The sequence below is a fragment of the Glutamicibacter sp. BW77 genome, from assembly GCF_002332285.1.
GTDB lineage: Bacteria > Actinomycetota > Actinomycetes > Actinomycetales > Micrococcaceae > Glutamicibacter > Glutamicibacter bergerei.
Genome location: NZ_NRGT01000078.1, coordinates 1 through 22,665 on the forward strand (window position 1 = coordinate 1; position 22,665 = coordinate 22,665).

A 22,665-nucleotide genomic window follows, 5' to 3' on the forward strand; every position below is an offset into this window, starting at 1 on the left:
CCTCATCTGTGAAGAGCCGCTTTAGACATCCCTCATCGTCACGGACCACTATGAACGATGTCCCGACTCACCTATGAACGATGTCCTGAACCTACACACCTTCAGCTCCACCAATATGTTCAGGCAATGTGTTTCAGCAATAGCCTCCGGGCTCGTCGATGTGGCCGGTGGCGAGGATTTCGCCGGTGTGCCGGCCGTCGCGGGTCAGCTGACGGCGTGAGGCGATGACCCGTTCTCGGACCGGGCGCGGCCCTCGCCGCCACGCGATTCTATGGCCTGCCCAGCCTCTGACCGATGTCTCGACTCATCCGTCCCGGTGGACCTAGGGAGTCGAGCCCTAGGTCCACCCGAGATGGATAAGACATCGCTCAGGCTCTCACGGCGTCGCGCTACCTTGGGGACTTAGGCCCAGTCCTTGTGCGGCGACGTGCCGCCGATACCGGCGTTGAACGTATTCGTCGGATCGAGCTCCTTGAAGTGCTCTTCCATGGACTCCGGCAGCTTGTAGATGCGACCGTAGTTGTGCTCGGCGGGCAGCTTCGCGCCGCGCTCCTCCAGCAGGTGCTGGATGCGGTCGTGCAGCGCCTCGGGATCCACGCCCTGCTTGGCGACATAGTCCTGGTGCATCACATGGCAGAAGAAGTGCCCGTAATACGCCTTGACCTCAAGCTGGTCGTCGATCTCCTCCGGTAGCACCTCGAGCCAGTTCCAATCGTCGCGACGCAGGGCCACATCGATGGGGATGAGCCCTGCGATGTGCCGGCGCTTCAACGCGGCGTAGCGAGTGGCGGCACTGGCCGCGCCGAACCGGTTGAGCGACGCGCTCTTTTCTTCATCAGACGTGCAGATGAAGAACTCACCAGTGTGCTCGGGCTCTGCGAAGAACTCCTTGAGCATCTTCTCGCTCGCGGCCTTCTGCGACTCGCTGACGGTGAGCAGCAGGTGATGCTCGAAACGGTTGCGGTACTCCATCATGCGCTTGGGCAGCTGGTTGGGCAGCACGCTGAACATGGCTTGCGATACCGTGTCGGCGAAGGTCGGACCAATGCCGGGAATCTTCGAGAACAAGCCGTTGGCCCACGTCTTGAACGAGAACATGCGCGTCTGCAGCGCTGGACTCATGAACTTCAGGAAGACGAAGGTGTCTTTGCCGTACTTCTCGGCCAAGTCGAAGGCACTGCGGCCCATGTACTCACCAGAGATAGGCAGCGGCATGTCGGCTTCGAGGAGCAACCGACGGATCTCTTCGAGCTCGTGCGTGTTGTTCGTGCCGATGTAAAACACGGTCGGGTGCACTTCGCGAGGGAAGGTGCGGGTGCGCACCGCGAACACCATCAGCTTGCCGGCCGAGCCGGAAGCCTCGAACAGGTACTCGGGGTTCGCATTGTAGCGAGCAGGCGAAGGCACGATCTTGCGCAAGTGCTCGGCGTACTCGGTCTCGTTCGAGTCTTCGGGAGCTGGGGTGACATCCTCGGGAGACCACTCGCCGCGCTGTAGACGGTCGAGTGCGACCTCAGGGTCGTCTCCGAGCGAGATGCCCAGGTGATTGACCAGCTCGACCTTGCCGTCGTCGTTGACGCGGGCGAAGATCGCTTCGCGCGTGAATGCCGGACCCTTGCGAATCTGGCTGCCGCCCGAGTTGTTCGCGATGCCGCCGATGACCGAGGCGCCGATTGATGTCGACCCGATCACCGAGTGCGGCTCGCGCTGGTGCTTGGCGAGCGCGTCGGTCAGGTGTGTCAGCGGGGTGCCCGCGAGCGAGATCGCCTCGCGCGCGTCGTTGATGAGGTGCACCTCATCGATGCGGTGAGTCGAGATGATCACAATGGGGCGATCGTAGTCTTGGAAGCCGGGGCCGGATCCACCAGTCAGGCCCGTGTTCGATGCCTGCGGGATGACGATGAGGTTGTTGTCGACGGATACCTGCAGCGCCCGCCACATCTCGACCAGCGTGCCGGGGCGCACCACGGCGAAGACTGGTCCTCCGCCGAATCGATAGCCTTTGCTGAATGGCATCGTGGCACGCTCAGAGGTCAGTACATGTTCGTCGCCGACGATTCTCTTGAACGCATCGATCGCTTCGTGCGAAGTCGTGGTGGTCTGTCCTGGTTGCGTCATCTCTAAGCTTCCTATATTCAGTTGCATCACAAGCGCGTCATGATGCTGAGGGGATGTCGCCTTGATCCGAGCTAGTCCGCGGTCGTTCATTTTTTGATGGGCGGGGAAACGAGCCAGGGGGACGACGTCTGCGACCGTCTGCCCGGAAGCTCGCTACGGCGTCCAAGGAGTGTGCGTGTGCGTATGCATGTGCATACGCGCATCCTCATTGTACAAGATGCGCATCAGATAGTTTCGGACCGCGGTACTTTCGGACTCCGGTAGGTTCGGACCGCGATAGTTCGGACCGCGATAGTTCGGACCGCGATGTCGGCCACTGCCCTCACCCCATAGATCGACGCAGCAATCAGACTCGCCTAGCGCCGCTTGAACCGTCCCAGGTTTGGTGGCTCTTCACAGATGAGGGTGTAGCGCGTAGTCAAGGATCGAACGGCGTGGCGCTGCCCGGGTAGGCCCCTCCTTCATGTCCCGCCTAATAGGCCAGATCGGCGTCAGGCCATCCTGCGGACTGAAGTCAGGAGTTTCGTCAAGTGGCAATGCTTCGCCCGCGTGGCTGAGTCGCCCAGTCGACTCATCGAACCACACCGGATAGAACATATCTTTACGGTCAGCTCGAAGCGAGTCGTCGCCCGACCGCAAGAGCCCCTTCCATCGAGGCCTCTGCAGTTCCCCTTCAGCATCGGCCATGTCTCGATGCGTCAGAAGGTCGTCATCGACCGAACCGATTCGCGCGTCAGGACCAAATACAAAGAACGCATACTCTTCGACCCTCGAAAGATATCCCTGAGTAACGCCTTTAGGGTTGTTGACAATTGTGACGAGTTGCCGCGTAGATTCCGGGAAGAGCTGATCTAGCAACACGCCCAAACGGTTTACTTCATGCTCATCGATAGTTGCCACAAGAGTAGCATCGCTACGCATGAGCTCCCGACAGATCTTCAACCGTCGCTCCATGAACGCCAGCCATTTCGAGTGTCGATAGTCGTCATCACTCGCGACGTAATCGTTGTCGTACTTCCAGTCCCTCGCCCCGGTGTTGTACGGCGGGTCGATGTAGATGGCGTCGATGGAATGCCGGTGCGTATAGGTCAGCATCTCCAGCGCGTGGTAGTTCTCAGCGTTGACGACCGTGTGGAACGGCTTGTCGCCGCCCCGCTCAACCCTGCCTGTCTCCACCAGGCCGGGGTAGATGCGATCCCGGAACTCCGCGACGACCACCACGTCGTCGGCAAGCACTGCCCGAGTCTCGGGTTCTTCGACGTCGAGCTCCGCGAGATGAGCCACACGCTGCCCGTCGACGCACTCGATCCGAGTTGTCCGCCACAGCCGTTGGTCACCTGCCTTTGTCCCCCCCTCGCGGAGGCAGCACCCGCACCTTGTCGCCGCGACGGACGACCCTGCCGGGCAGCTCGACAGCCTCAGGCTGATGCTGCTCAAAGACGAGCCCGAAGGTGCGACGCTTGGTCAGCGCAGCGACCTCGGCTTCCAGGTCAGTACCAAGTTGCGCGTCCGCCTTGCGCACCTGCCGCAGCAGTTCCGTCAGTCTCGACACGGATAGGGCTCCTTCGTCATCATCCGTAGCGCGTCCGGGCTATTTCTTACTTCCAGACGTAAGTCCCGTCCGGAACTCCACCGTGTCCCACTTTGTTATCTCGGCGAGCATAATGGGCTGACCCCGTTTGGTAGGTCCGGTGGTTGTGTGAGTCGTCCTGTTGCCCGGGGGTCCGGGCAGTGAGACTGGTCAGATCATGACGAACAGCAGGAAGCGTCACACCTCGGAGCAGGTCGTCCGTAAGCTCGGGCAGGCCGACAGGATGCTCGCGGGCGGTAGCGACATCGCCGGGGTGTGTCGAGAGCTCGGAGTGTCCGAGCAGACGTACTACCGGTGGCGGAACCAGTACGGCGGGCTGAAGGCCGACGACGCGAAGCGGCTGAAGGAGCTCGAGAAGCAGAACGCCACGCTCAAGCGGCTGCTCGCCGAGGCAGAGCTCGAGAAGGCCGCGCTCAAGGAGCTGGCTGAGGGAAACTTCTAGGCCCGGGCAGGCGCCGCGCCGCCGTCGACCACCTCAAGCGCAAGCTGCGGGTGAGCGAACGAATGGCGTGCCGTCTGGCCGGGCTGAGCAGGTCCGCATACCGTCGCCCGCTCCAGGGTGAGACGACAGCCGACCCGGACCTAGCGTTGCGGGACTGGCTGCGGGCGTATGCGAAGAAGCACCCGCGGTGGGGATACCGCAGGGCCTACCACGATGCCCGCGGCGAGGGGTGGGTCGTGAACCACAAGAAGATCCAACGGCTCTGGCGCGAGGAAGGGCTGCGCGTCCCGCAGCGGCGTCGCCGCAAACGCGTTGGGTCTTCGACCGTCGACGCCCCGGCAGCGGTCGCACCGAACCTCGTGTGGGCGGTGGACTTCCAGTTCGACGCGGACGAGCAGGGCCGTCCGATCAAGATCTGCTCCATCGTCGACGAGCACACCCGCGAGTGCATCGGCGGGCTCGTCGAACGGTCGATCACCGCGGACCGGCTCACCGCCCACCTCGAGGACCTCGTCGCCGTCCGCGGCGCCCCCGCGGTGCTCCGATCCGACAACGGCCCCGAGTTCATCAGCGACGCGATGGCCGACTGGGCCGGCACCCGCACCGGCCTGTTCTACATCCCGCCCGGCTCGCCCTGGCACAACGGGTACGTCGAGTCGTTCAACAGCAGGCTCCGCGACGAGTGCCTGAACATCAACAGCTTCTACTCGCTGCTCCACGCCCAGGTCGTGATCGGCGACTGGAAGACCGAATACAACCACGACCGCCGGCATTCATCGCTCGGCTACCTCGCACCCGTCGACTACGCTCGGCAATGCACCCATCAATCGGAAACCGACGACTCGCACAGCGACCGGACCGAATGAAGGGGGCGGCCCAGCCTCCCCCGGCATCTCGGGGGAACGTTCACAGTGTTCTCATGCGAAGGGACGCTGCTGCACGACGCGGAGAAGAGGTGCCAGGCCGCCCCGCAACACCGCGCGGGTCCCAGGATCACCGAGAGGCTGCCGCCGAATTCGATGGCCGGGCCGAGTGATTCGACCCATGAGGGCGCCGGTCCCGGACTCACCCCCGAGGGGCGGAGCCGACATGCGGCAACGGCGCCACCCTCGCAAGGGTGACGCGTCGCTCGGCCGGGCTCGGCGATGCAGGCCCGCCACAGGTGGGCGTGGTGGTGATGGCCACGCCCACCTGTGGTCGCTCAGGAGCGGGCGAAGAACATCTGGTTGACGGACTTGTTCGCACCCCAGGCGGAGGTGGGGCGGGCGCCCTTGCCGAGCTCCCACGCGATCGTCACCGAGCGACCACGCGTGATGGAACGCAGGCGCGAACCGGTGTGCACGTCACCCACACGCGAGGACGTCTTGGCGTTGATCACGGCCATGACCTGCGCCTTGCTCGCGTCGGCGGGCACCCGCACCGTCACGAACTGCCAGTTGTTCGCGCCCCAGAGGGCGCGGTCCTCGCGGTAACGCAGCACGCCGTCGTCGTCGAGGCGCGCCACGACCCGGGCCTGAGCCGCGGTCTTGGGCATGTACCGGTCCACCTGGAAGGTGCGCTGCACCGCCTTCACTGCGGGGACGCTCGGACGGGTCGTCGGGCGCGTGGTGGGCGTGGTCGTGGGGCGCGTCGTCGGCGCGGGCACCGTAGTCGCGGGCGACGTGGGCCGCGGCGTGATCGCCGGGACCGAGGTCGTCGGCGCCGGGCTCGTCGGCCGGGGGGCCGTCGTCGGGTACACGCAGCACCGGAGCGGGGACGCCGTTTCTCCATGTGATGTCCCGTGTCGCCTGTCTGATCGACCCCGGCCTCACCTTCCTTAGCCGCGATGCCGAGGCCTGGTCCACGTTCTGCGGGCCGTCCGGGCGTGGACGGGCACGCCCGGCGCCGGCACAGAGCGTCCGAAGTGCCACGGGGCGGGCCGGCAGGCATGATCCGGGCGGGACGCGCCCCCCCACCGGGGGTGACCCTGCCGGGCCGCCGGGTCCGGACCCGGTCACGCGGCTCTCGGGACGGGCTGGGCGCGTACCTGCCGCTCTCAGCGCCCGCGACAGGGAGTTCCGCGAGTGGGCGACGGAGGTCGGGGGCCGGACATCCCGTTGTCGGCAGGTATGATAGGGTCATACCGTCGAGCTCCCCGCCCGAGGGGCATGACGAGGAGGTCAGCATGGCTCTGCGCGAACTCGAGTTCACGTCGCACAACGGCACCGACACCATCCAGGCCTGGGTGTACGAACCGGCGGTCACGCCGGTGGCGGTGGTCCAGCTCATCCACGGTCTCGGCGAGCACTCCCGCCGGTACCTGCACATGACGGCCGCGCTGGTGGATGCGGGGTTCGTCGTGGTCGCGGACGATCACGCGGGTCACGGTCGGACGGCGATGCAGTCGGGGACGTGGGGTGACGCCGGTGACGAGTCGGCGACGGTCATCGTGCAGGACGAGGTGACGCTGTACCGGAAGGCCAAGGAGCTGTTCCCCGACCTGCCGTACGTGGTGTTCGGCCACAGCCTGGGGTCGATGATCGCGCGGGCGCTGGTGCTGCAGCCGGGTGTCGAGGTCGACAGGCTCGCGCTGGGCGGTATCGCCGTGGGCATGCGCGGTGTCGAGTCGACGCTGGATCGCGAGGCCCTGAAGGCTGCCGTGGCGGCCGACGGTTCCGCCCCCGCTGCGGATGCGTTGGTGGGCCAGCTGTTCGACGGCTTCTACGACCGCCTCGGCCCGGACTTCGGCCCGACGGACTGGGTGGCGCGCAACGCGGACGTCGTCCGTGATCACGGCCGCGACCCCTTCAACAACTTCGGCGCCCCCTTGAGCAACCGGTTCCTGCAGGGCTTCGTCGACGTGTACGACCAGGCCAACGGCGACGACTTCTTCGACCGCCTTCCGCAGGTTCCCGTCGCGATCTTCGCGGGCGCGGAGGACCCGGTGACCAACTACGGCGAGGGTGCGCGCGAGGTCGCCCGGCGCCTGGAGGAGAAGGGCCACGACGTCGAACTCCACATCTACCCCGACGTCCGCCACGAGGTTCACAACGAGCCCGAGACCCGCGCCGAGATGGAGAACTCCCTCATCGAGTTCGTCCACCGCGCCGCCGGGCGGGACGACGCCTGACCCCCGAGGCGCACCCGGCCGCTCGCGCCCAAGCACCGTGACGGGGCCCTGCCGTGAGGATCGTCTCTCGGCAGGGCCCCGTCGGTGATGTGAGGTCTCAGGCCATGACGGGACGCACGCGTCGCCCAGCGAGGGGCTCGTCCATGGTGACCTCGCGAAGCGGAGGATGTCGCCGGTGGCGCAGCGAGGGCGAGAGGCCTGGCCACGGGTGACCTCGCCGAAGTGAAGGCGAGGATGCCGAGAGCAGGCTCCGCGACGAGTGCCTGAACATCAACAGCTTCTACTCGCTGCTCCACGCCCAGGTCGTGATCGGCGACTGGAAGACCGAATACAACCACGACCGCCGGCATTCATCGCTCGGCTACCTCGCACCCGTCGACTACGCTCGGCAATGCACCCATCAATCGGAAACCGACGACTCGCACAGCGACCGGACCGAATGAAGGGGGCGGCCCAATAACGCGCGGATGCGACCGACCTCGCGGCATGGTGGGCTCCACGAGCCAATCGGTGGGCACGACCTTGTCTGTACCAACTCAGGTGAGTCGATCATCAGCGGTTGTAGAGCGCTACAACGGATGGAAGACAGCGTCAAACTGTCAGCGAGGCCTGCTCTTCCTCGTCCATGTTGCGCACATCGCCGATCCGCGAGGCGACGGCCGCCGAGAACGGCAGACCCCGCATGATGGAGTCCATGTACGCCCAGTCCGGCTCCCCGGACGCATCCGCGGGCAGGCGGATCGTGGTCTTCTTCATGCGCGCCATGTTCCACTTGTAGCCGTAGCTGAATCGGGTCTTCTCGACCCGGATGATCGTCGCCACGAAGAGCAGTGCCCACCGCGTGACTTCTTCTTTCGGGATGAGAACCTGCACATCGTCTGAAGCGCAGAAGGGACGGTCTTGGTAGAAGGCAAATCCCACTGATCCGTTGTAGGGCACCGTGAGGCAATGAGAATCAAACATCGGTTCCAGATCACACATGTCTGTGATGCCGTTATTCTTCTCAGACGCCCCAATGAAGCGCGTGGTACCGGGCACGCGCTGCGCCTTCGTCACCCGCCGCCCCTTCTTCACCGTAAAGAGGTCCTCGAGCACGAATCGCGGCCACTCATGCGGGTCATTGAGGTCGACGTCGGGCGCGATCGCACGTGACAGCCCGCTATAGGTAGGGATCTGAGCCGTCGACACCCAATCAGGCAAATCATCTGGAACCTCCAGCGTCCCGAGGGTGCGGTTAGCCTCACGTCCGAAAGCACTGTACCGAAATGCGTTCGCCCGAATGCACATCGCATAGAAGAGGCGCTCCTTGGTGCTCATCTCTTCGTTACGCGGGGAAAGCACGGCCACGTTCTGAGCTGTGTAGAACGGCAGCTGTTGGACATAGGTCGACAAGAGCCGCGACCCGCCGAGTGCGACGGTGAGCAGCCCAGGCGAGTAAGGTTTCACACCAGCGAGAGGCTCGACGAAGCCCGCGATCCCCGACTTCCCATTGAGCCCTCCGATGCGACCGACGAATGCAACACCAGCGAGTCGATCAGTACGGGTCATTTTGTTCATGTCGAACTTGTTGCCGTACTCGATCTGGAAAAGGTCATTGAGCGTGCTCACTCGCCGACCTCATCCGAGACGTCGTCGATTGAGCTGCCGACTGTGAACAGCGCGTAGTCGAACAGAACCTTTTCAAAATCTGACTTGTCAAGTTTCGAGTAGTCAGTCTTCATGTAGGCCTCGGCGACCCACTCGTCGTCAGCGCCGACGCGCTGCATGACAGCCTCGCCGGGGGTAACCTCGCGGTTGCGGTACGTGTCGACCCAGCGGTCGCGGGTTGCTGCCCATGTTCGGTGTCGGTCGACGCGCCCGAGATTTTTGACCTTGATGAAGGTGTCGTCGCGCCAGTAACCGAAGCACGTCTTGCGGTCGTTCTTCTCGTGAGACACACCCGCAGTAGACACCATGATGCACGTGATCACGCCGACCGGGTAAAAGACCTCGGGAGGCATAGACATGACGGCTTCGAGCGTGTGCTTCTTGAGCAGGTTATTCTTATGGACGCTCGGAGCAGTCGCGCAGGTCACAGGAACGATGGCGATGCCGGTTCCGCCGGGCGCGAGGCTGTCGAGCATCTGCTCGACGAACCGCAACTCATGAAGATCTTCCTTGGTCTTCGCGTTCGGCGGGTTGATCATGCCCACGTTCGCCTTGTGCTTCTTCACCGCGGCGCTAATGGCCGTGTCGAAGCACGAGCCTTGGTGGAGGTTCGCCTTCCCGTCGCCGCGCAGGATCATGTTGGATGCACCTAGCGCGTACATACTCGGGCTCTGCTCGACACCGATCAGGCGGTTCTTCTTGATGTCTTCGACCTCGGCCTCGGTGGTCGCGGTCTGGATCATCTTGACCATGGACGAGATGAGGAAGCCGCCTGTGCCCGCACAAATGTCCAGGACCTTGTCATCCTTGGAGACGTTGGCGATGAGGGCGAACAACTCGGTGACGTGTTTCGGGGTGAGCACGATGCCCAGGCCCTTGCCGTCGCCACCGGTGTACTTCAGGAACTCGCCGTAGAACGCGCCGACGACATCGAAGTCTTCGTAGACCGTGAGGAACGGCATCACCTTCTCGGCGAGCAGGGTGACGATCTCGTTGAGCAGGCCCTTCGGGTAGCCCTTGGTCGGTTTGCGCAGCTCAGGATGCACCTGGATGCCCGTGAAAGGCTGGGTCATGTTTTCGAGCTTCGCGACCGGGAGCTGCGCCTTGTCGATGACCTTCTTGATCGACTGGATCCAGAACTCCGGCAGATCGCCCGCAGGGTACGAGTCGCACGTCTTGGCGAAGACAGGATCATTCAGTGCGATGAGGGTGCCCGCAACGACGAGGGGCTTCTCTTTCTCCTCGAGCTCGGCCTCGTCGCGCATGAACTCGTGCATTTCCATCGCGAACTGGATGAGGTCATGCTCGCGCTGTTTCTGGACCTGCGGGTCGAACGCTGCAGCGGCGAAGAGGTCGTTCAGGCCGATCATCTGGGTGATCGGAGCACCGGAGGGCGAGACAAGATCGCGCTCCTGTGTCGTCCCCTTGGGCGTGACAAAGAACGACCAATCGTTCGTCTGCGGAGTGCCGGAGACGGCGATCGAGATCACTGTGTAGTTCGGCGTCAGGTGTCGGGCGTAGTGAAGGACTCCGTCCACTGAGTAGTCACGCGGCTGACCGCGGTTCGCAGACTCATGGTACTTGACGTCGGCCTTGCACTCGACGAGGACGACCATGTCCGGCGTCGCCGGTGAGGTGATGATGAACTCGGGGTAACCGGCCGTGATGCCCTTACCGGTCTTCGACGCCTTCGAGAGACCCTTACGGATGGACTCGATGACCGACTGCTGTTTCTCGACGACGATCGCGTCAGGGTCGGCGTAGTAGGCGAGCGCACGCAGCTGCGCATCGACGAGATCCTCGGTGATCCGTTCGTTTGCCATGGCCGACTACTTCCTGCTTCCAGACGTAAGACCCGTGCGGAACTCCACCGAGTTCCGGTATATAGCAACCTCACACGCCATGCCGTTTTTTGCTCTTCCGATCAGCTCTTGGCCGCGGACACCCGACGGATCAGTCGTGCAGCCCCCTGGCATACCAGTGCGGCGGGCAGGAGCAATTCGACGCCGTTAACCGTATCCCGGAACCGCAGCTCGCAGCCATCTCTCTGGAGTTCTCGACGGGCCATGAGTGCCCCGGGAAACATGATCGGCAAAGCCGTCGCAACACCGGCCGTGTAACCACGCTGCGCAACTGAAGCGCCGAGGTGAGTCACGACGTGGGCTTCCAGCCCGGCAACGACTGCCCGAAACATCGCCGACTTACCGGCGGCGCGGCCACAAGCCACCGCCACCAGAATTCCCATCAGCTCCACGGCGATCCACGATTGCTGCGGCGTGATCCTGAGTTGTTCTACACCAGTGCGATCCACGAGACGATCGCAGGAGGCAGGAAACGCGAATGCCTCCTCGATGCCGTGGATTATCCACGCCGTAAAAAGCGCAGTCGGCCCCGTCCAACTCATAACTCGCCCTTAGCCTCGCGCATCCAAACCGGTTGAATCTGCTGGCCCACGTCCACCCGCATCAATTCACAGCCTACAGAGTGTTAAAGGCCATGCGATCGATAGGTTGAACCGGAGCTCCACTACACTTTGAATCTAAATTCCACCACGTTCCGTAACCAACTAACCTCTGCGCCCTTACGGAGTTACAGCTCCACTTCGATTCGATCCTGTGCCCACGCCACCTACAGCAGACCCCGCTGTCTCAGGCCACATGGCTTGTACAGCTACAAGAGCGGCCGTGTGTCATTGATAGGGCGTTGACGGCACTTTTGCGGACAAAATCCCTCAGTCGGTTTGGCGATTAATGTTCTGGAACTCGGCGCGGACGTCACGCAGTCGTCGTCCGTCCCCCACAGCCCAGAAGTACCAGCCGTTCGTCGCTTTCTTCCGTAGGGCGTGACCAGCCGCAGACGGTGTCATATACCGCTTCCCATCGAGCTCAATCGCACCGTCGGACGTCAGCACCGCTTCTTTGCCCTTGAAGTCCCGGTGGGTCGCCGACAATATATCGCCGCCACCCAAAAGCCCAGCCTCGATCAGGTGTTTGAGCTCGACCCAATCACCGGCTTTCGTCTGAGGATCAACGACCTTGCCGAGATGCCCCTCGGGTACGGGCCAGATATGGAGAATGGCATCGATCAGTTCTGCGGCGCGATCGTCGATGAGCGACTCGTCCCAGTCGTGGTGCTCCGTCTTGCTTACGACCCGGCCGGTAAGAGTAATAGTGTTGTGCTGCAGGAGGGCAGCGCGCTTGGCTGGCCAAGGCCCGTTAGAGAGCTTAGAGTTCAGCGACTTCGTTAAAAGGGTAAGGTTCCCCAGCCGGTGCACCCTTGCTTGGCGTGCCTCGTCAGCCTCCGGGGTCTCCACCGGCCAAGTCTCTTTCCAATTCCGCGGCAGGATGTGCTCGATCGGGTATCCCTTACGCTCGATCTGCGGCTGACCAGTCTCGGAGCGATAGTGGTCCTCGATGGCCTCGAGGAACATGCGCAACCTGCCCCGTGGGAAACGTGAGTACACAGCCTCTGTGTTTAGGGTCAGTCGAACTTCCTCGTCCCCTGGCCAATAGGTGCTGGTGACATTAAGGCGAGCTAAATGACCGATCACTCGCTCCGGGAATTCACTGGCGGATATGCCTGTGCTGGCCGCAATAACGTCGGCGACGATGCGTCCCAAATCGCTGCCCGACAAGCGGAGCATCTGGCGACGATACACCCAACTCTCGGCAGCCTGAACGATCCTGTCGATGGTTTCCAGTGGAAGGTTACGCCCCGGTTCGTGCAGCCAAATCAGCAACGGCTTCAAAACCTCAACGCCACTAGCGCGCATTCGATAGAAGGCCATCACCGACGAATCGAACGAGCCGCCAGGTTGAGCTGCGCTCTCGGTCCACGCCTGATACTTCCGGGCTTGATGCTTGATCGCCGGCAGCAGATCTGCCATCTTCTGACCCGATTCCAGTTCCACCCATGACTTGAACCGGTAAAAAGTTGCCTGCGGACTGACTTCTTCCCCGGTCCTCGCCACCAACCACTGGTTGAGAAAGAGGGAACTACGGCTTACAAGATTTCGACCGACGCTCACCTCTCGCATCCAAAACTTCGTCTCGAAGGGCCAGTCCTCGCGGTAAGCCTTCTTAGTGTCGCTGCCCTCACCGTCGAGGCGCTGGAACACGAAATTGCGCACCAAATCGGCGGCTGTCAACGGCGTCCCTCGCGCGTTGAGGGTCTCGAAGATTTCTTGCGAATTCTCTGCTGCCTCCAGCTCAATCGACACGAGCTGCAGACCATCCAGGAGTACGTTGGTCAGTTCTTTGGCTTTGGCCAAGTACTTATCAGTGTCCTGTGTACCGAGCCATTGGTCTACAACAGTCGAGAAGTACTTATGTGCGGCAACAATTTGTGAGTCCGAGTGCGAAAGATCTTCGTAGTCGATAGGCGAGTCTGCGGCCATAAGTTCGTCGAAGGGCTCCCGATCCTTGTTCAAGTGGCGGAGCTTGAGAGGACTGTCACCGTCTTCTACATACTTCTCGGAGTTGTGGGTTAGGTCTTCGAGCTGACCGGCAAGCTTCGAGAGTTCAGCCTGCGCGAGCAAAGAGCGGGTCGCATCAGCAAGGACTTGAAGAGTAGTCAACCGCTGCTGACCATCGATCACGTTCCACGTCGTCAAGCGTCCGCTCTGAGCCTCGTGCGACTGAATCACGACGGCGCCGAGAAAGTGTCTGGCGTTGAGCTGCGGCTCAGCCATCCGGAGTTCCGCGATTCGACGTATGTCCTTCCACAGTGGCTCCCACTGCTCGACCTCTTTCCAGACGTACGGGCGCTGGAAAAGAGGGATTACGAAATTCTGAGGCAGATTGAACAGCTGCAGCGGCGTCCGCTTGAAAGTCTCCACGAGTACCAATCTACCGGAAACGTCCAGCACGCTTACTGCGATCGGAAAGGGTCGGTGCTCACCAGAGCTCACCAGCTCACCAGCTCACCAGATTCTGATCCTGGATGGCTGCTCATTCTCGTCAGGGATGGAGAGCCGTCCGCGGCACTAAAAATTGCGAGTGTCGTCCGAGGATCAGAAGTGGTGGTCCCACACAAACGCAAAGCGAGCGACAAGTCCGTTTATCCGACGTTTACGCCAACATGTGACGAGTGCAGGTATCGCTGCGAGCCGTACTCAGCACAGGGAAGACTCCGGGATAGTTTGCGTAGCGGCGACAGCATCGTTAAACGCTACGAATCAGTGGCACTCTTGAAGTGCACGTGCTACTTCTCGGCAACCACGAGGCACTGTGTAGGAGCGAGCGGCAACCCTGCCAGTGATTTGCAAGCCGTAGCTAGTAGCCTGTCGGCCAGCATGGGAGGACGGCGAGCTCACCGCAGGGTCGCTGCAGAGGCTATACCGTGGCCAAACCCTACACCACGTGCAAGAAAATGCCCACAGGCACCTTTTGCCGCGCCAAGCTGGAACGACGTATAGATGCTCCGGGGTGAGCGACGGCACTCAGAAGCTATGTGGCTCAGCGCAAATATCCCAGTTGTCGAAATGGCGCTCGTCGTACTTGCTGGCGCGTCGATTAGGCCCCGAACAAGTTGACGCGCTGCCCAAGTCAGCTCCGCACAGCGACCGGACCACAGAGCCGTTGCTTCGACCCAAAAGTGCGGAAAGGTGAACTGAGTCCGTGCACCAGCCGCTTCTCGGAAAACGTGCTTGACTGCACCCGCGTCAGCAAACTCGAACAACCACTCGCAGTGTTAAAGTGCAGCTTCGAGTTCCTCCGAGGAATACCCGAACATGTAATCTTCATCCTTACCGTTTGATGCCCAGATCTGAGCTGCATCGTAAACGCTCAGCGCCTCGTCACCGTCATCGTCGTCGCCTAAACCGCGGTGGCATTCACCGCAGTACATCTCGGAGTAAACAAACTTCTTTACCAAGGGACTCCCACACTTGGGACACGGGGGCGTTTCACCCTCATAGACATCGATCTCGTCCCAGCTTTTTTCCTTCTTCGCAAGAAAATCAAAGAAACCCAAATGCCCCACCGTCCCAATAGGTCCCATCGGAGCGATCTTTTGGTATGAGATCAACCGCCAACGACAGGTACAATCGCAATTATTGACACGATTAGAGTATCCCACGCGCCTGTTAGGCAGTACCTCCACGCGAGTGAGGCGAGATCTGGACGATTTTTATCTCGGTGCCGCCAGGACCGTAGTGCTGTGAACGCTGGTGCCCGCTGACCAAATGCTCGCTAGGAGATTTTCTAATGGCTTCCCCTCCGATGTCAGCGAATGCCGCCTCCGTAGACTCGTGATTCGCCTTCAAGGCCGAGGTACCGGCCTGCTCGATCTCGTCGTCCGACCTTGTTGCCAAGACCACGGCCCCGCCAACCACCGCAATGCCGACGGCGAGAACTGTCTTGAAAGCTGGATGTTTGAAAGCTGGATGCTCTTTGATCCGCTGCCATCGGGTCGGGATCTGGCTCATATCCGGCCCAAAGCTACTCTCCTCAGGCTTGGCCTGCTTATCCGCTGGCTGCTCAGGACGAGATCGCTTGAGCGGGTGCGGGCAATCTGTCGGGTCCGCTTGATCTTTATTTCGCACCCAGCCAGTGTATCCAGATACCCGTCACCCCGGCCTCGCGACAGACGTCAAGGACCTCCTTGATCGGGGAATCGAGGTGAGATCGCTCTCTGGCGGCATCTATACGTCGACCCATGAAGGTCGACTGATGCTCAACCTAATGGCAACTTTTGCCGAGTACGAGCGTGAGCTCATCCAGGAACGTGTTCAGGCCGGCGTCGATGCTGCCACAGCCCGCGGCGTGAAGTTTGACCGTCCGGCGCCGGATACGACTAAGTTCGCACTGAACCTCCGGACAGTGAAGCGCCTCATCGATTCAGAAGGGCTCGGAGTCGTCGACGCCGCACGGACCGTCGGCTGGTCGAAGGCGACCTACTACAGGCACCGTTCGGCGCAGACGGACTCGTAGATGTGAATACTTCTCCATCCATCAGGTCTGACAAACGATTCTCATGTTGAGGCCATCTTCGCCACAGGGAGAATTGCTGCCTCGCTGATCACCGTGACCGACTTCGATCCGCGCGTGAGAGCAACGTAGAGTTCCTGTGCGCTGTAGCGCTCCGGGTTGAGAATGACTACATGGTCGTACTCAAGTCCCTTGACGAGAAGTGGCCGTGAGACCACTCCCGCCGTGGGCCTGCGACCGATTGCACGCGAGTAGTTCCTCGTCCGACTAAGGGCCTCTACGACAGTGCACCCGTCCGTTTCGGCCACGGTGACTGAAGTCTTGATCTCGTTCCACGCCTCGCTGCAATGAACTGTAACCCCCGGCAACTTGCGAAGCAGTTCGAGAGCTGTTTGCACAGTCGCGGGCGTCGGATCGTTGCGCACCTGGAGGACTGCCTCGTAAGCAGGTTTCAGATCGTCATTTCTAGTGGAGAACGACCTGCCCTCACCGAGCTGCCGCCGCTTCGCAACAGGGATGTGCGTTGCCAGGCCAATGCTGCATGCAACCGCGAAATCGGTAACCGCCTTCGCGGTCGCTGCACCATCTTCTTCGTCGATTATCGTCGCCAAGGTCATCGGGATTTTCTCATCGATGGCCTCCATCACGGAGTAAGTGCCTTTCAGTGCACTTGCGGCGTTCACGCAGTCTGGCCGGAACTGTCCAAGTACGGCAACCGTCCCTTCGCGCCTCAGTGCTCCGTAGCAGGTACCGACGAATGTGCGAGGATCATGGCGCTGTACCCAGGACGCCGGTGCGGAAGCGAGGTCGATCGGAATTCCGCGGAGAAGGTTGTCTCTGATCGCAACAAGCCACGCTCCAAGGTACTGATGATCGGGGTCCCATCGGCGTGGACGGTACTCAACGTCGACTTTGGGGAAGTTTGGAATGATATCTGATTCCCAATCGACGGGCTGGTTCCTACCAAAGTTGAACAGGCTTTGCAGCGGATCCCCGAACACCGCGGTGGGAAGTGCCTCTGCGAGGGCGAGCACAAGGTTGTGCTGGCCGATCAGGCAGTCTTGGTATTCATCGATGAACAGGTGAGTATAGCTGGCTCGAAGCATACGCACTACAGCTTTGGCGTCTGCCGCATGCGTGGCCGCCCGATGGTAGTAAGAGGATTTGCTCCAGTCAGGAACCATCGGCACCACGAGCCCAGCAAGATCAGGAAAATGGGCAATCAGATCGTACGACCATGCATCGATTGTGCGCACGACCACCTGGTCTTTCGCCACGCCGAATTTCTGCATCCTGCGGCGGAGTACATCCACTCCGGCATGGGTATGCGTCAGCACCAGACTCGTTCCGCCGCGCCGAGCCGCTTCCGCTACGGTCGCGGCGATGAGCTCCGTCTTCCCTGCACCGGCAGGAAGGGTCACTGAGCAAGGCAGCGCGTCGAGCACCGCATCGACGGAGTCCTCGATGCGAGGTTCCTCAGCCATGAGCTGGCGTCTCCGCATCGGCCGTATATATAGGATCGGCGGCTGACGCGTAAGCGAACTCTCGCAGCTTTCCGATCACGTTCATCAGGTGAGTGTCGCCCAGTCCTTCCCAGTGGGCGATGACTACCCCTGCAAGCTCTTCGCCACGGTCTTCACGCTTGAACCATTCGTTCTTCTTCGCCGTAGCAGCAACAGCGATTGCAGCGCGCACCGCGGATTCGTCGGCGCCTGCCTGCGCCTGCCATGCTTCGACGTCGGTTCCTCCGAGGCGAGCACCGCTGAGCCTTGCCCCCACGGCGTCTCGGATCGATTCCTCCCCTCGGATGTCCACGGCGAGATCCACTATCGCCTGCAGGCCCTCGATGGCTAGCGTCTTGATCACCTCGTCCTCGAGGGAGTTACCGAGCGCCCACCGATGCACGGCGATGCCCGCTGCCAAGGCCTCGCCAACCGCCCCATCAATGGCGCGGTCGTCGTTGTCGACAAGCCTGCAGGTCGGGTACCCGAGTTGACGGAAGTTCTGGGCACGCTGGGTTGGCTGGGTCCCGCCTGCTCCATTGACAAGGACCGCGCCGACCGCCGCAGCGGTGGCCTGACCGGACACGAGCCGTTCAGCATCCCAACGGCACAGCAGTCCGCGCAAAAAGCCAACCTCAGTCGCCCCTTCGCCGACGAGCACACGGCGGCCGAGGAGCGCCTCCGGCGCGCTCCGGAACGTGCCCTGCACGTTGTCGAGACTCGCAGGCACGGGATGACACGTGGTGACACCTGCCCCGTCGGCGTGCACGACGACGAAGTCAACAGCTTTGAGGGTCTTCACCGCGACGGGCGAATGAGTCGTCATGATCACTTGCAGATCGCCTGCGTCTGCGCGCGTCTTGAGCCGGTGGAGGGCGTGCGCCAACCGGTGCGGCTCTAACCCGTGCTCCACTTCGTCGATGGCGATGATCGACCCATCAGCCATGGCCTGGTCCTGTATCGAGAGACTCGTCAGCCGGCGGGTGCCGAGCCCAAGGCTCGACATAGGTACGTCACCATCATGGAGCATCAAAGAATGGGACGAAGACGCCGAGCCCGGCTCGAGCCCGGGTCGCAGCTGGTCGAACATCGCTATACCGAATCTGCCCGCTGATCGCTGTGCCGCGGCCGCAGCGCTGTGCAGCGCATTCGGCTCAGAAGCGAAAACGGCCGCGCGTGCCCCTCTCTGCGCGTCGAGGACGATGGACGAAGCACCGTCACCACCGTTAGTCAGACCGGACAGGGCCGACCCGCGCGCCCAGCGAAGATGGTAATCGGGTCTTTCTCCCAGCCGGAAGAAACCCAACTGTCGACGTTGGCTGGCCGAGATCGGACGGGCCTCGTCTGTGCCGGGGCGCACGACCTCCCACGTCGGCTCCAGCTCCGGAGTGACGGTCAGCCTGACTACCAAGCATTCCTCGGCCTCATCGATTGGATCGTGCACGAGCGTTCCATCGGGCATGATCCCAGACCGGTCTTTCCCGAGCTGGCTCTCCTTGATCAGGTTATCCGGCAGACCCGCGACCACGGCCTCGATAACGATGTTCTTTGTCACGTCTAATCGATGGAAGTCAGCATCTGTGAACTGCAGGTTGTAGCTCGGGCTGAGCACGAGGCCGATTGCTTCCAGCAACGTGGTCTTGGTGCTGTCGCCAGCACCGATTAGGCCGATCAACCGCTGACTAATCACCCAATCGACCGACTCGATGCCACGGAAATGTTGAATCCGGAGACGGCGGAGCATCATCGGGGTACCTCACTGTCGAAACCTAAACTGACTTGGGCGCGATCCTGCTGAAAATGTTTCCCGCGGAGTACGCAGGTAGCTCGAAACATGACGCACGGCCGTTCGGCATGTTTCGGTGCAAATCTGCCTCTATCGTCTCATAAAGGCCGTCTCTTATTGCTTTCGTCAGAGACAGGATTACGAGACTCGTCGCACTGCGGAAAGCAGAGCATCAACTTTTGTCAGAAGGTGATGTCCACAAGACATAACGCGTCAGACGTAAGCCCAACCTTCAAGAGGAGAGTGGCCGATGCTCACATTGCACCCATTGATCACCTTTTAGAAACAGCCGCGATCTCGGTCCTGGAGAACGACGGGTCAATTGGGTCCAGCGCTGGCACTGCAGAATCCCGAACGAGATTGTTCAAGGCGTCGATGATCGTGTTTCGGACATGATCGACCTTGTTCACTTGCTTCATCCATTCTGCCGGAGACTTTGTGTCATCGAAATTCAGCACGTTTCCAAATACTCGGTCTGAACCATTGGCACCGTTCTTGAGGACGGAAAGTGCTCTCCGCGCCTCGGTGACCTTCCGACTAGCAAGCCTAACGAATTCGTTGATCTGGGGATCGTACAGCCATTGGGCAGGAAAAGAGGCAGGTTTAATCGGAAGTCCAGTTCTTCGCGCCAGCACCTCTCCGGTGCCCAATGCATGGGTAATACCGTTGAATGCATCGTCGAGTTCATCAAAGGAGAACTCTTGTCTCATTGATGCCTGCATCGCCTGTCGATTAAATACCCCATGAACAACGGTGCATACGTTCCGGACCATTGTGTCTACGGGTGGTAACGAAGACACGGTTAACCACACTGTATGAGGAGAGTCAACTCCGAAGTCAGCCTTACTATAAGCCTTCGCAGTATTGAAAGCGACTTTTAAATCCATAGATGACGCGAACAGTAATTCGTAGAACTTGGGAGCGAATAACGCCGCAACGTCATCATCGACCGAGTCCGTCGTGCCGACAACCCATCCGCCGGTGGGTGCCAACACTTCCAACGGTTCCGGTCCAGTCGCAGAGGTGTAGCACCCGCTCAGGTATACTCCTTCAAGCTCCGGGCTAGCAGCACGGACCACCTCGAGCACTGACTCAATTGGGCGACCAACAGTCCCGATCCCCTCATTAACTTCGAGTTCACCTCGCGCCGTACCGTGGCCGATGAAGTGAAACATCGAAGCATTCACCGTCCCAAGAAACGTTCCAAGGTCATCCCATTTGAGGGAACGACCCGCGACAACAACTTCCAGCTGGTCGGATCTCAAAGACTCAAGTCTTTGAACTTCGACTTGGGCTTGCGGCAAACTGCCGTCACCGCAATTCCACACAACTAACGTTTTCATGGCAACCATTATGACACGGCTCGAATTTACTGCAGTGAGAACGCATACTGCAGCAGGCAACCATCTCGAAGCCTTTAAGGTTCATGTCACTGAGAGGCGGAGCATCTTGATTTCATGGTGTCGGAATTTAGACTCCCTAGGGCGTGATGATTCGCATCTTCCCTCCTGGCGCTCGTTACGTTGATCGCGCCCCCAGGTTGAGTGCGATTAAAAACACCTCCATTGGTTTCCAGGAGCAGCAAGGACAACCTATTACCGCCACTTCGCGGCCACTTTTTCCTGGCTTCACAGGAGGAGACGTCAAAAGCTGAGCTCACAGCTGCAGACTAAGGCTTTGCCTGATCTCGTCGTATCGCGGCGACCCATGTAGATGCCCATAGTACATTGGGCATCTACATCCACCCGACTCTCACGGGTGCAACGTCAAACATCGACCGTTGCCAGCATTTTCAACTTCAACAGACGCATCTCTGTCCGGAAGGTCTCGCAGTTCAGTCCTTTGAGGAACCGGTCAATATCAGTCTTGTATAAATCTATCCAAGGTCAAATTCAGTTGCTTCCGAGGGCGGGCAATAGTAGATTGCCTCAGTTTTCACCAAATGGCCATCTTCGCATTTTCTATATTCGTCTACGCCGTCAATACTCAGGTCGCCGGGCGCGCAGGAAACCGTATCGCCACATTCCGCGCAATAAGTGTACACGAATCGCTTGACATGCTGACCGTAATTATTTGAATAATTAGACATTATTTTCCTCCATATTGATAAATCCGTAGGCGATAGGATTTTGGGAAGTATTATCAAGCGGATCCATCTGCCCGATCAATGGATGATCCGGTAAAGGCGCACCCGCAATAGCCAGGCGATCGCCACGACCTTCAAATTTGTGAACTCCGTCGATAGTTCCAACCATAAAGGTCTCGGAGTACGTCGTCAGCAATGCTCCAAAAGAGGGCCGCGATTCGAGAATGGTTGATGAAGCTACGTGACATTGAGATCCTTCAATTTTGACAGAACGTCGTCGTAAGATTCCGGGAGACGAAACGATTGCAGGAGATGCCGCCCCCACCAGCACGAGCGTACCGGAGACGACTCAGAGCAGTCAGATGTTTAGTTGTGATGGATCTCGACCATAATGCCAAGACCCATGTTAGAGAATCGCATCCCAGCATCCCTTCTTAGCCAGATTCATCGGCACCTTGAACTTCTCTTTGAACCATGAAGCGAAGTGCTCACTCCGGTCATCGGCGTGCAAGAATTCTGCGAGTTCGTGAGCGGCCGTTAGTGCTTCTTCAACCTCTGGATATTCAGTATCCAGAGCGACTTCCCCGTTTTCACGATCAACATCCAGTCGCCCTTTCTTGGCTTCCTCCAGGATGGCGTCGTGAGAATCGGGTGCATCCATCCGATCAGGCAGATGCATCTCTTGCCCGGAGACCTGATGCCAAATTGCGTCCGACACAACTCCAGTCACCTCACGCAAGGTGCTCCGAGTCGCTTCTCGGATCGCGTCGAATCGCTCACGTTCATCAGAAGGGAGATTGGCTTCCCTCACTTCAGCGACTGACTTTGCCTTATTGAGCTTCGCGTTGCGGTCAAGCTGGTCCTGGAGCTTCTTGTTCGCTTCATCCAATGCTGCTTGTGTGGCCTCGAGTTCCGACTCAAGACGCTTCAACTGTGCAATCGTCGGAACCGGAGGTAACGCTGCAGGAGCGGAACCCGCTCGCAGGGAGGCTTTCCAAGCTGCTTTACCAATGCCCCAGGAGAGCGTGGCGACATCGAAGCCAATCTTACGCAGCCTGTCTGCAAGCTCATCAAGGACTTCATCATCGTCAGAGGTCTTGATCAGACGCCCTGGCAGGACACCCTCCAGTTCTGACCGATCCATGCCAGGAGACATAATCGGAAATAGCAAGTCACGGGCCCATGCCGCTCCGAGCTCCGCCACACACACTGGTCGTGTCTGGTACACCGGCGTCACCAAAGCTATGAAAAGATGGGAGCTTCCCGCCTCCTGACGCACAACCTCCATCAAGTTCTGGCCCGACGGCACTCCTGTGTCAGCCGCCGAGGTATAGAAGATCTGGGCTGTATTGAGTCCTGCTCCGCGAATCAGAAGGTTGTCAACGAATTTGCTAACGTAGGCTTTGTCAGCGTTCGCATGCGAGACGAAGACCCGAGCGGCATCCGTTGCCATGC

General features: G+C 60.3%; 19 protein-coding genes and 1 pseudogene. 5 read left to right on the forward strand and 15 right to left on the reverse strand.

Features of this window, described 5'->3' with window-relative positions; genetic code table 11:
- The first annotated feature begins 73 nt into the window (after positions 1–73).
- Complete coding sequence (locus CIK74_RS18825) at positions 74–220, forward strand: hypothetical protein (protein WP_006822818.1); 147 nt, start codon at positions 74–76, stop codon at positions 218–220.
- 182 nt (positions 221–402) lie between these two features.
- Here CIK74_RS18825 and dld read toward each other — a convergent pair whose 3' ends face one another.
- From dld to CIK74_RS16205, 3 genes are all read right to left on the reverse strand, one after another.
- A complete protein-coding gene (gene dld / locus CIK74_RS16195; RefSeq protein WP_013349576.1) occupies positions 403–2,118 on the reverse strand; it encodes a D-lactate dehydrogenase in 1,716 nt (571 codons plus the stop codon).
- A gap of 393 nt (positions 2,119–2,511) precedes the next feature.
- On the reverse strand, positions 2,512–3,354 hold the full coding sequence (locus CIK74_RS16200) for a DNA methyltransferase (protein WP_240520568.1): 843 nt from the start codon (positions 3,352–3,354) through the stop codon (positions 2,512–2,514).
- A 97-nt stretch (positions 3,355–3,451) separates the two neighbouring features.
- The gene (locus tag CIK74_RS16205) at positions 3,452–3,670 is read right to left on the reverse strand and encodes a hypothetical protein (protein WP_035095244.1); all 219 of its coding nucleotides are present in this window, start codon (positions 3,668–3,670) and stop codon (positions 3,452–3,454) included.
- 196 nt (positions 3,671–3,866) lie between these two features.
- On the opposite strand from CIK74_RS16205, the gene CIK74_RS16210 reads away from it, so the two are divergent.
- Positions 3,867–5,017, forward strand: a protein-coding gene (locus CIK74_RS16210) for an IS3-like element ISAar43 family transposase (RefSeq protein ID WP_096257316.1) whose coding sequence is annotated in 2 segments (ribosomal slippage) — positions 3,867–4,137 and positions 4,137–5,017 — 1,152 coding nt in all. Because the reading frame shifts where the segments join, the coding sequence is not laid out codon by codon here.
- A gap of 335 nt (positions 5,018–5,352) precedes the next feature.
- On the opposite strand, the gene CIK74_RS16215 is transcribed toward CIK74_RS16210, so the two are convergent.
- Positions 5,353–5,685 carry a hypothetical protein gene (locus tag CIK74_RS16215; protein WP_096257318.1) on the reverse strand — a complete coding sequence of 111 codons (333 nt, stop codon included), beginning with the start codon at positions 5,683–5,685 and terminating at the stop codon, positions 5,353–5,355.
- A gap of 630 nt (positions 5,686–6,315) precedes the next feature.
- Between CIK74_RS16215 and CIK74_RS16225 the strand changes: the two genes are divergently transcribed.
- Both CIK74_RS16225 and CIK74_RS16230 read left to right on the forward strand, forming a co-directional pair.
- The gene (locus tag CIK74_RS16225; protein WP_044495730.1) at positions 6,316–7,260 is read left to right on the forward strand and encodes an alpha/beta fold hydrolase; all 945 of its coding nucleotides are present in this window, start codon (positions 6,316–6,318) and stop codon (positions 7,258–7,260) included.
- Between the two features lie 242 nt (positions 7,261–7,502).
- A pseudogene (locus CIK74_RS16230) lies at positions 7,503–7,703 on the forward strand (integrase core domain-containing protein); the annotation flags it as partial.
- Between the two features lie 148 nt (positions 7,704–7,851).
- On the opposite strand, the gene CIK74_RS16235 reads toward CIK74_RS16230, so the two are convergent.
- The 6 genes from CIK74_RS16235 to CIK74_RS16260 all read right to left on the reverse strand — a co-directional run bounded on the left by CIK74_RS16235 (position 7,852) and on the right by CIK74_RS16260 (position 15,334).
- Positions 7,852–8,868, reverse strand: a complete 1,017-nt coding sequence (locus tag CIK74_RS16235) for a restriction endonuclease subunit S (RefSeq protein ID WP_205738297.1) — start codon at positions 8,866–8,868, stop codon at positions 7,852–7,854.
- Positions 8,865–10,730, reverse strand: coding sequence for an N-6 DNA methylase (locus tag CIK74_RS16240; protein WP_096257322.1), 1,866 nt, complete (start codon positions 10,728–10,730; stop codon positions 8,865–8,867). The genes CIK74_RS16235 and CIK74_RS16240 overlap by 4 nt, the downstream gene beginning before the upstream one ends.
- 101 nt (positions 10,731–10,831) lie before the next feature.
- Entirely contained in the window at positions 10,832–11,311 is a 480-nt protein-coding gene (locus CIK74_RS16245) for an HXXEE domain-containing protein (RefSeq protein ID WP_096257323.1), read from the reverse strand.
- Between the two features lie 327 nt (positions 11,312–11,638).
- Positions 11,639–13,744, reverse strand: a complete 2,106-nt coding sequence (locus tag CIK74_RS16250) for a DUF262 domain-containing protein (RefSeq protein ID WP_096257378.1) — start codon at positions 13,742–13,744, stop codon at positions 11,639–11,641.
- 854 nt (positions 13,745–14,598) lie between these two features.
- Entirely contained in the window at positions 14,599–14,907 is a 309-nt protein-coding gene (locus tag CIK74_RS16255; protein WP_096257326.1) for a hypothetical protein, read from the reverse strand.
- An 85-nt stretch (positions 14,908–14,992) separates the two neighbouring features.
- The gene (locus CIK74_RS16260; RefSeq protein ID WP_096257328.1) at positions 14,993–15,334 is read right to left on the reverse strand and encodes a hypothetical protein; all 342 of its coding nucleotides are present in this window, start codon (positions 15,332–15,334) and stop codon (positions 14,993–14,995) included.
- Positions 15,335–15,458: 124 nt separating this feature from the next.
- Between CIK74_RS16260 and CIK74_RS16265 the strand changes: the two genes are divergently transcribed.
- Entirely contained in the window at positions 15,459–15,839 is a 381-nt protein-coding gene (locus tag CIK74_RS16265; protein WP_096257330.1) for a recombinase family protein, read from the forward strand.
- Between the two features lie 41 nt (positions 15,840–15,880).
- On the opposite strand, the gene CIK74_RS16270 is transcribed toward CIK74_RS16265, so the two are convergent.
- From CIK74_RS16270 to CIK74_RS16285, 5 genes are all read right to left on the reverse strand, one after another.
- Positions 15,881–17,320 carry a UvrD-helicase domain-containing protein gene (locus CIK74_RS16270; protein ID WP_170947918.1) on the reverse strand — a complete coding sequence of 480 codons (1,440 nt, stop codon included), beginning with the start codon at positions 17,318–17,320 and terminating at the stop codon, positions 15,881–15,883.
- Positions 17,313–19,085, reverse strand: coding sequence for an ATP-binding protein (locus tag CIK74_RS16275; RefSeq protein WP_096257334.1), 1,773 nt, complete (start codon positions 19,083–19,085; stop codon positions 17,313–17,315). Before CIK74_RS16275 ends, CIK74_RS16270 begins: the two co-directional genes overlap by 8 nt.
- A gap of 311 nt (positions 19,086–19,396) precedes the next feature.
- Positions 19,397–20,467 (reverse strand): hypothetical protein, encoded by a 1,071-nt coding sequence (locus CIK74_RS16280; RefSeq protein WP_170947919.1) that lies wholly within the window; start codon positions 20,465–20,467, stop codon positions 19,397–19,399.
- 738 nt (positions 20,468–21,205) lie between these two features.
- Positions 21,206–21,379 (reverse strand): hypothetical protein, encoded by a 174-nt coding sequence (locus CIK74_RS18830; RefSeq protein ID WP_170947920.1) that lies wholly within the window; start codon positions 21,377–21,379, stop codon positions 21,206–21,208.
- Positions 21,380–21,616: 237 nt separating this feature from the next.
- Positions 21,617–22,663: a toll/interleukin-1 receptor domain-containing protein gene (locus CIK74_RS16285; protein WP_096257338.1), complete on the reverse strand. Its 1,047-nt coding sequence runs from the start codon at positions 22,661–22,663 to the stop codon at positions 21,617–21,619.
- Positions 22,664–22,665 lie beyond the last annotated feature (2 nt).

Bases quoted from the DNA above. Each gene is read 5' to 3' on its own strand.
- CIK74_RS18825 (WP_006822818.1), top strand. From the start codon at position 74: ATGAACGATGTCCTGAACCTACACACCTTCAGCTCCACCAATATGTTC.
- CIK74_RS16270 (WP_170947918.1), bottom strand. From the start codon at position 17,320: ATGGCTGAGGAACCTCGCATCGAGGACTCCGTCGATGCGGTGCTCGAC.
- CIK74_RS16275 (WP_096257334.1), bottom strand. From the start codon at position 19,085: ATGATGCTCCGCCGTCTCCGGATTCAACATTTCCGTGGCATCGAGTCG.
- CIK74_RS16225 (WP_044495730.1), top strand. From the start codon at position 6,316: ATGGCTCTGCGCGAACTCGAGTTCACGTCGCACAACGGCACCGACACC.
- CIK74_RS16240 (WP_096257322.1), bottom strand. From the start codon at position 10,730: ATGGCAAACGAACGGATCACCGAGGATCTCGTCGATGCGCAGCTGCGT.
- CIK74_RS16280 (WP_170947919.1), bottom strand. From the start codon at position 20,467: ATGAAAACGTTAGTTGTGTGGAATTGCGGTGACGGCAGTTTGCCGCAA.
- CIK74_RS16260 (WP_096257328.1), bottom strand. From the start codon at position 15,334: ATGAGCCAGATCCCGACCCGATGGCAGCGGATCAAAGAGCATCCAGCT.
- CIK74_RS16245 (WP_096257323.1), bottom strand. From the start codon at position 11,311: ATGAGTTGGACGGGGCCGACTGCGCTTTTTACGGCGTGGATAATCCAC.
- CIK74_RS16215 (WP_096257318.1), bottom strand. From the start codon at position 5,685: ATGCCCAAGACCGCGGCTCAGGCCCGGGTCGTGGCGCGCCTCGACGAC.
- CIK74_RS16255 (WP_096257326.1), bottom strand. From the start codon at position 14,907: ATGGGACCTATTGGGACGGTGGGGCATTTGGGTTTCTTTGATTTTCTT.
- CIK74_RS16285 (WP_096257338.1), bottom strand. From the start codon at position 22,663: ATGGCAACGGATGCCGCTCGGGTCTTCGTCTCGCATGCGAACGCTGAC.
- dld (WP_013349576.1), bottom strand. From the start codon at position 2,118: ATGACGCAACCAGGACAGACCACCACGACTTCGCACGAAGCGATCGAT.
- CIK74_RS18830 (WP_170947920.1), bottom strand. From the start codon at position 21,379: ATGGTTGGAACTATCGACGGAGTTCACAAATTTGAAGGTCGTGGCGAT.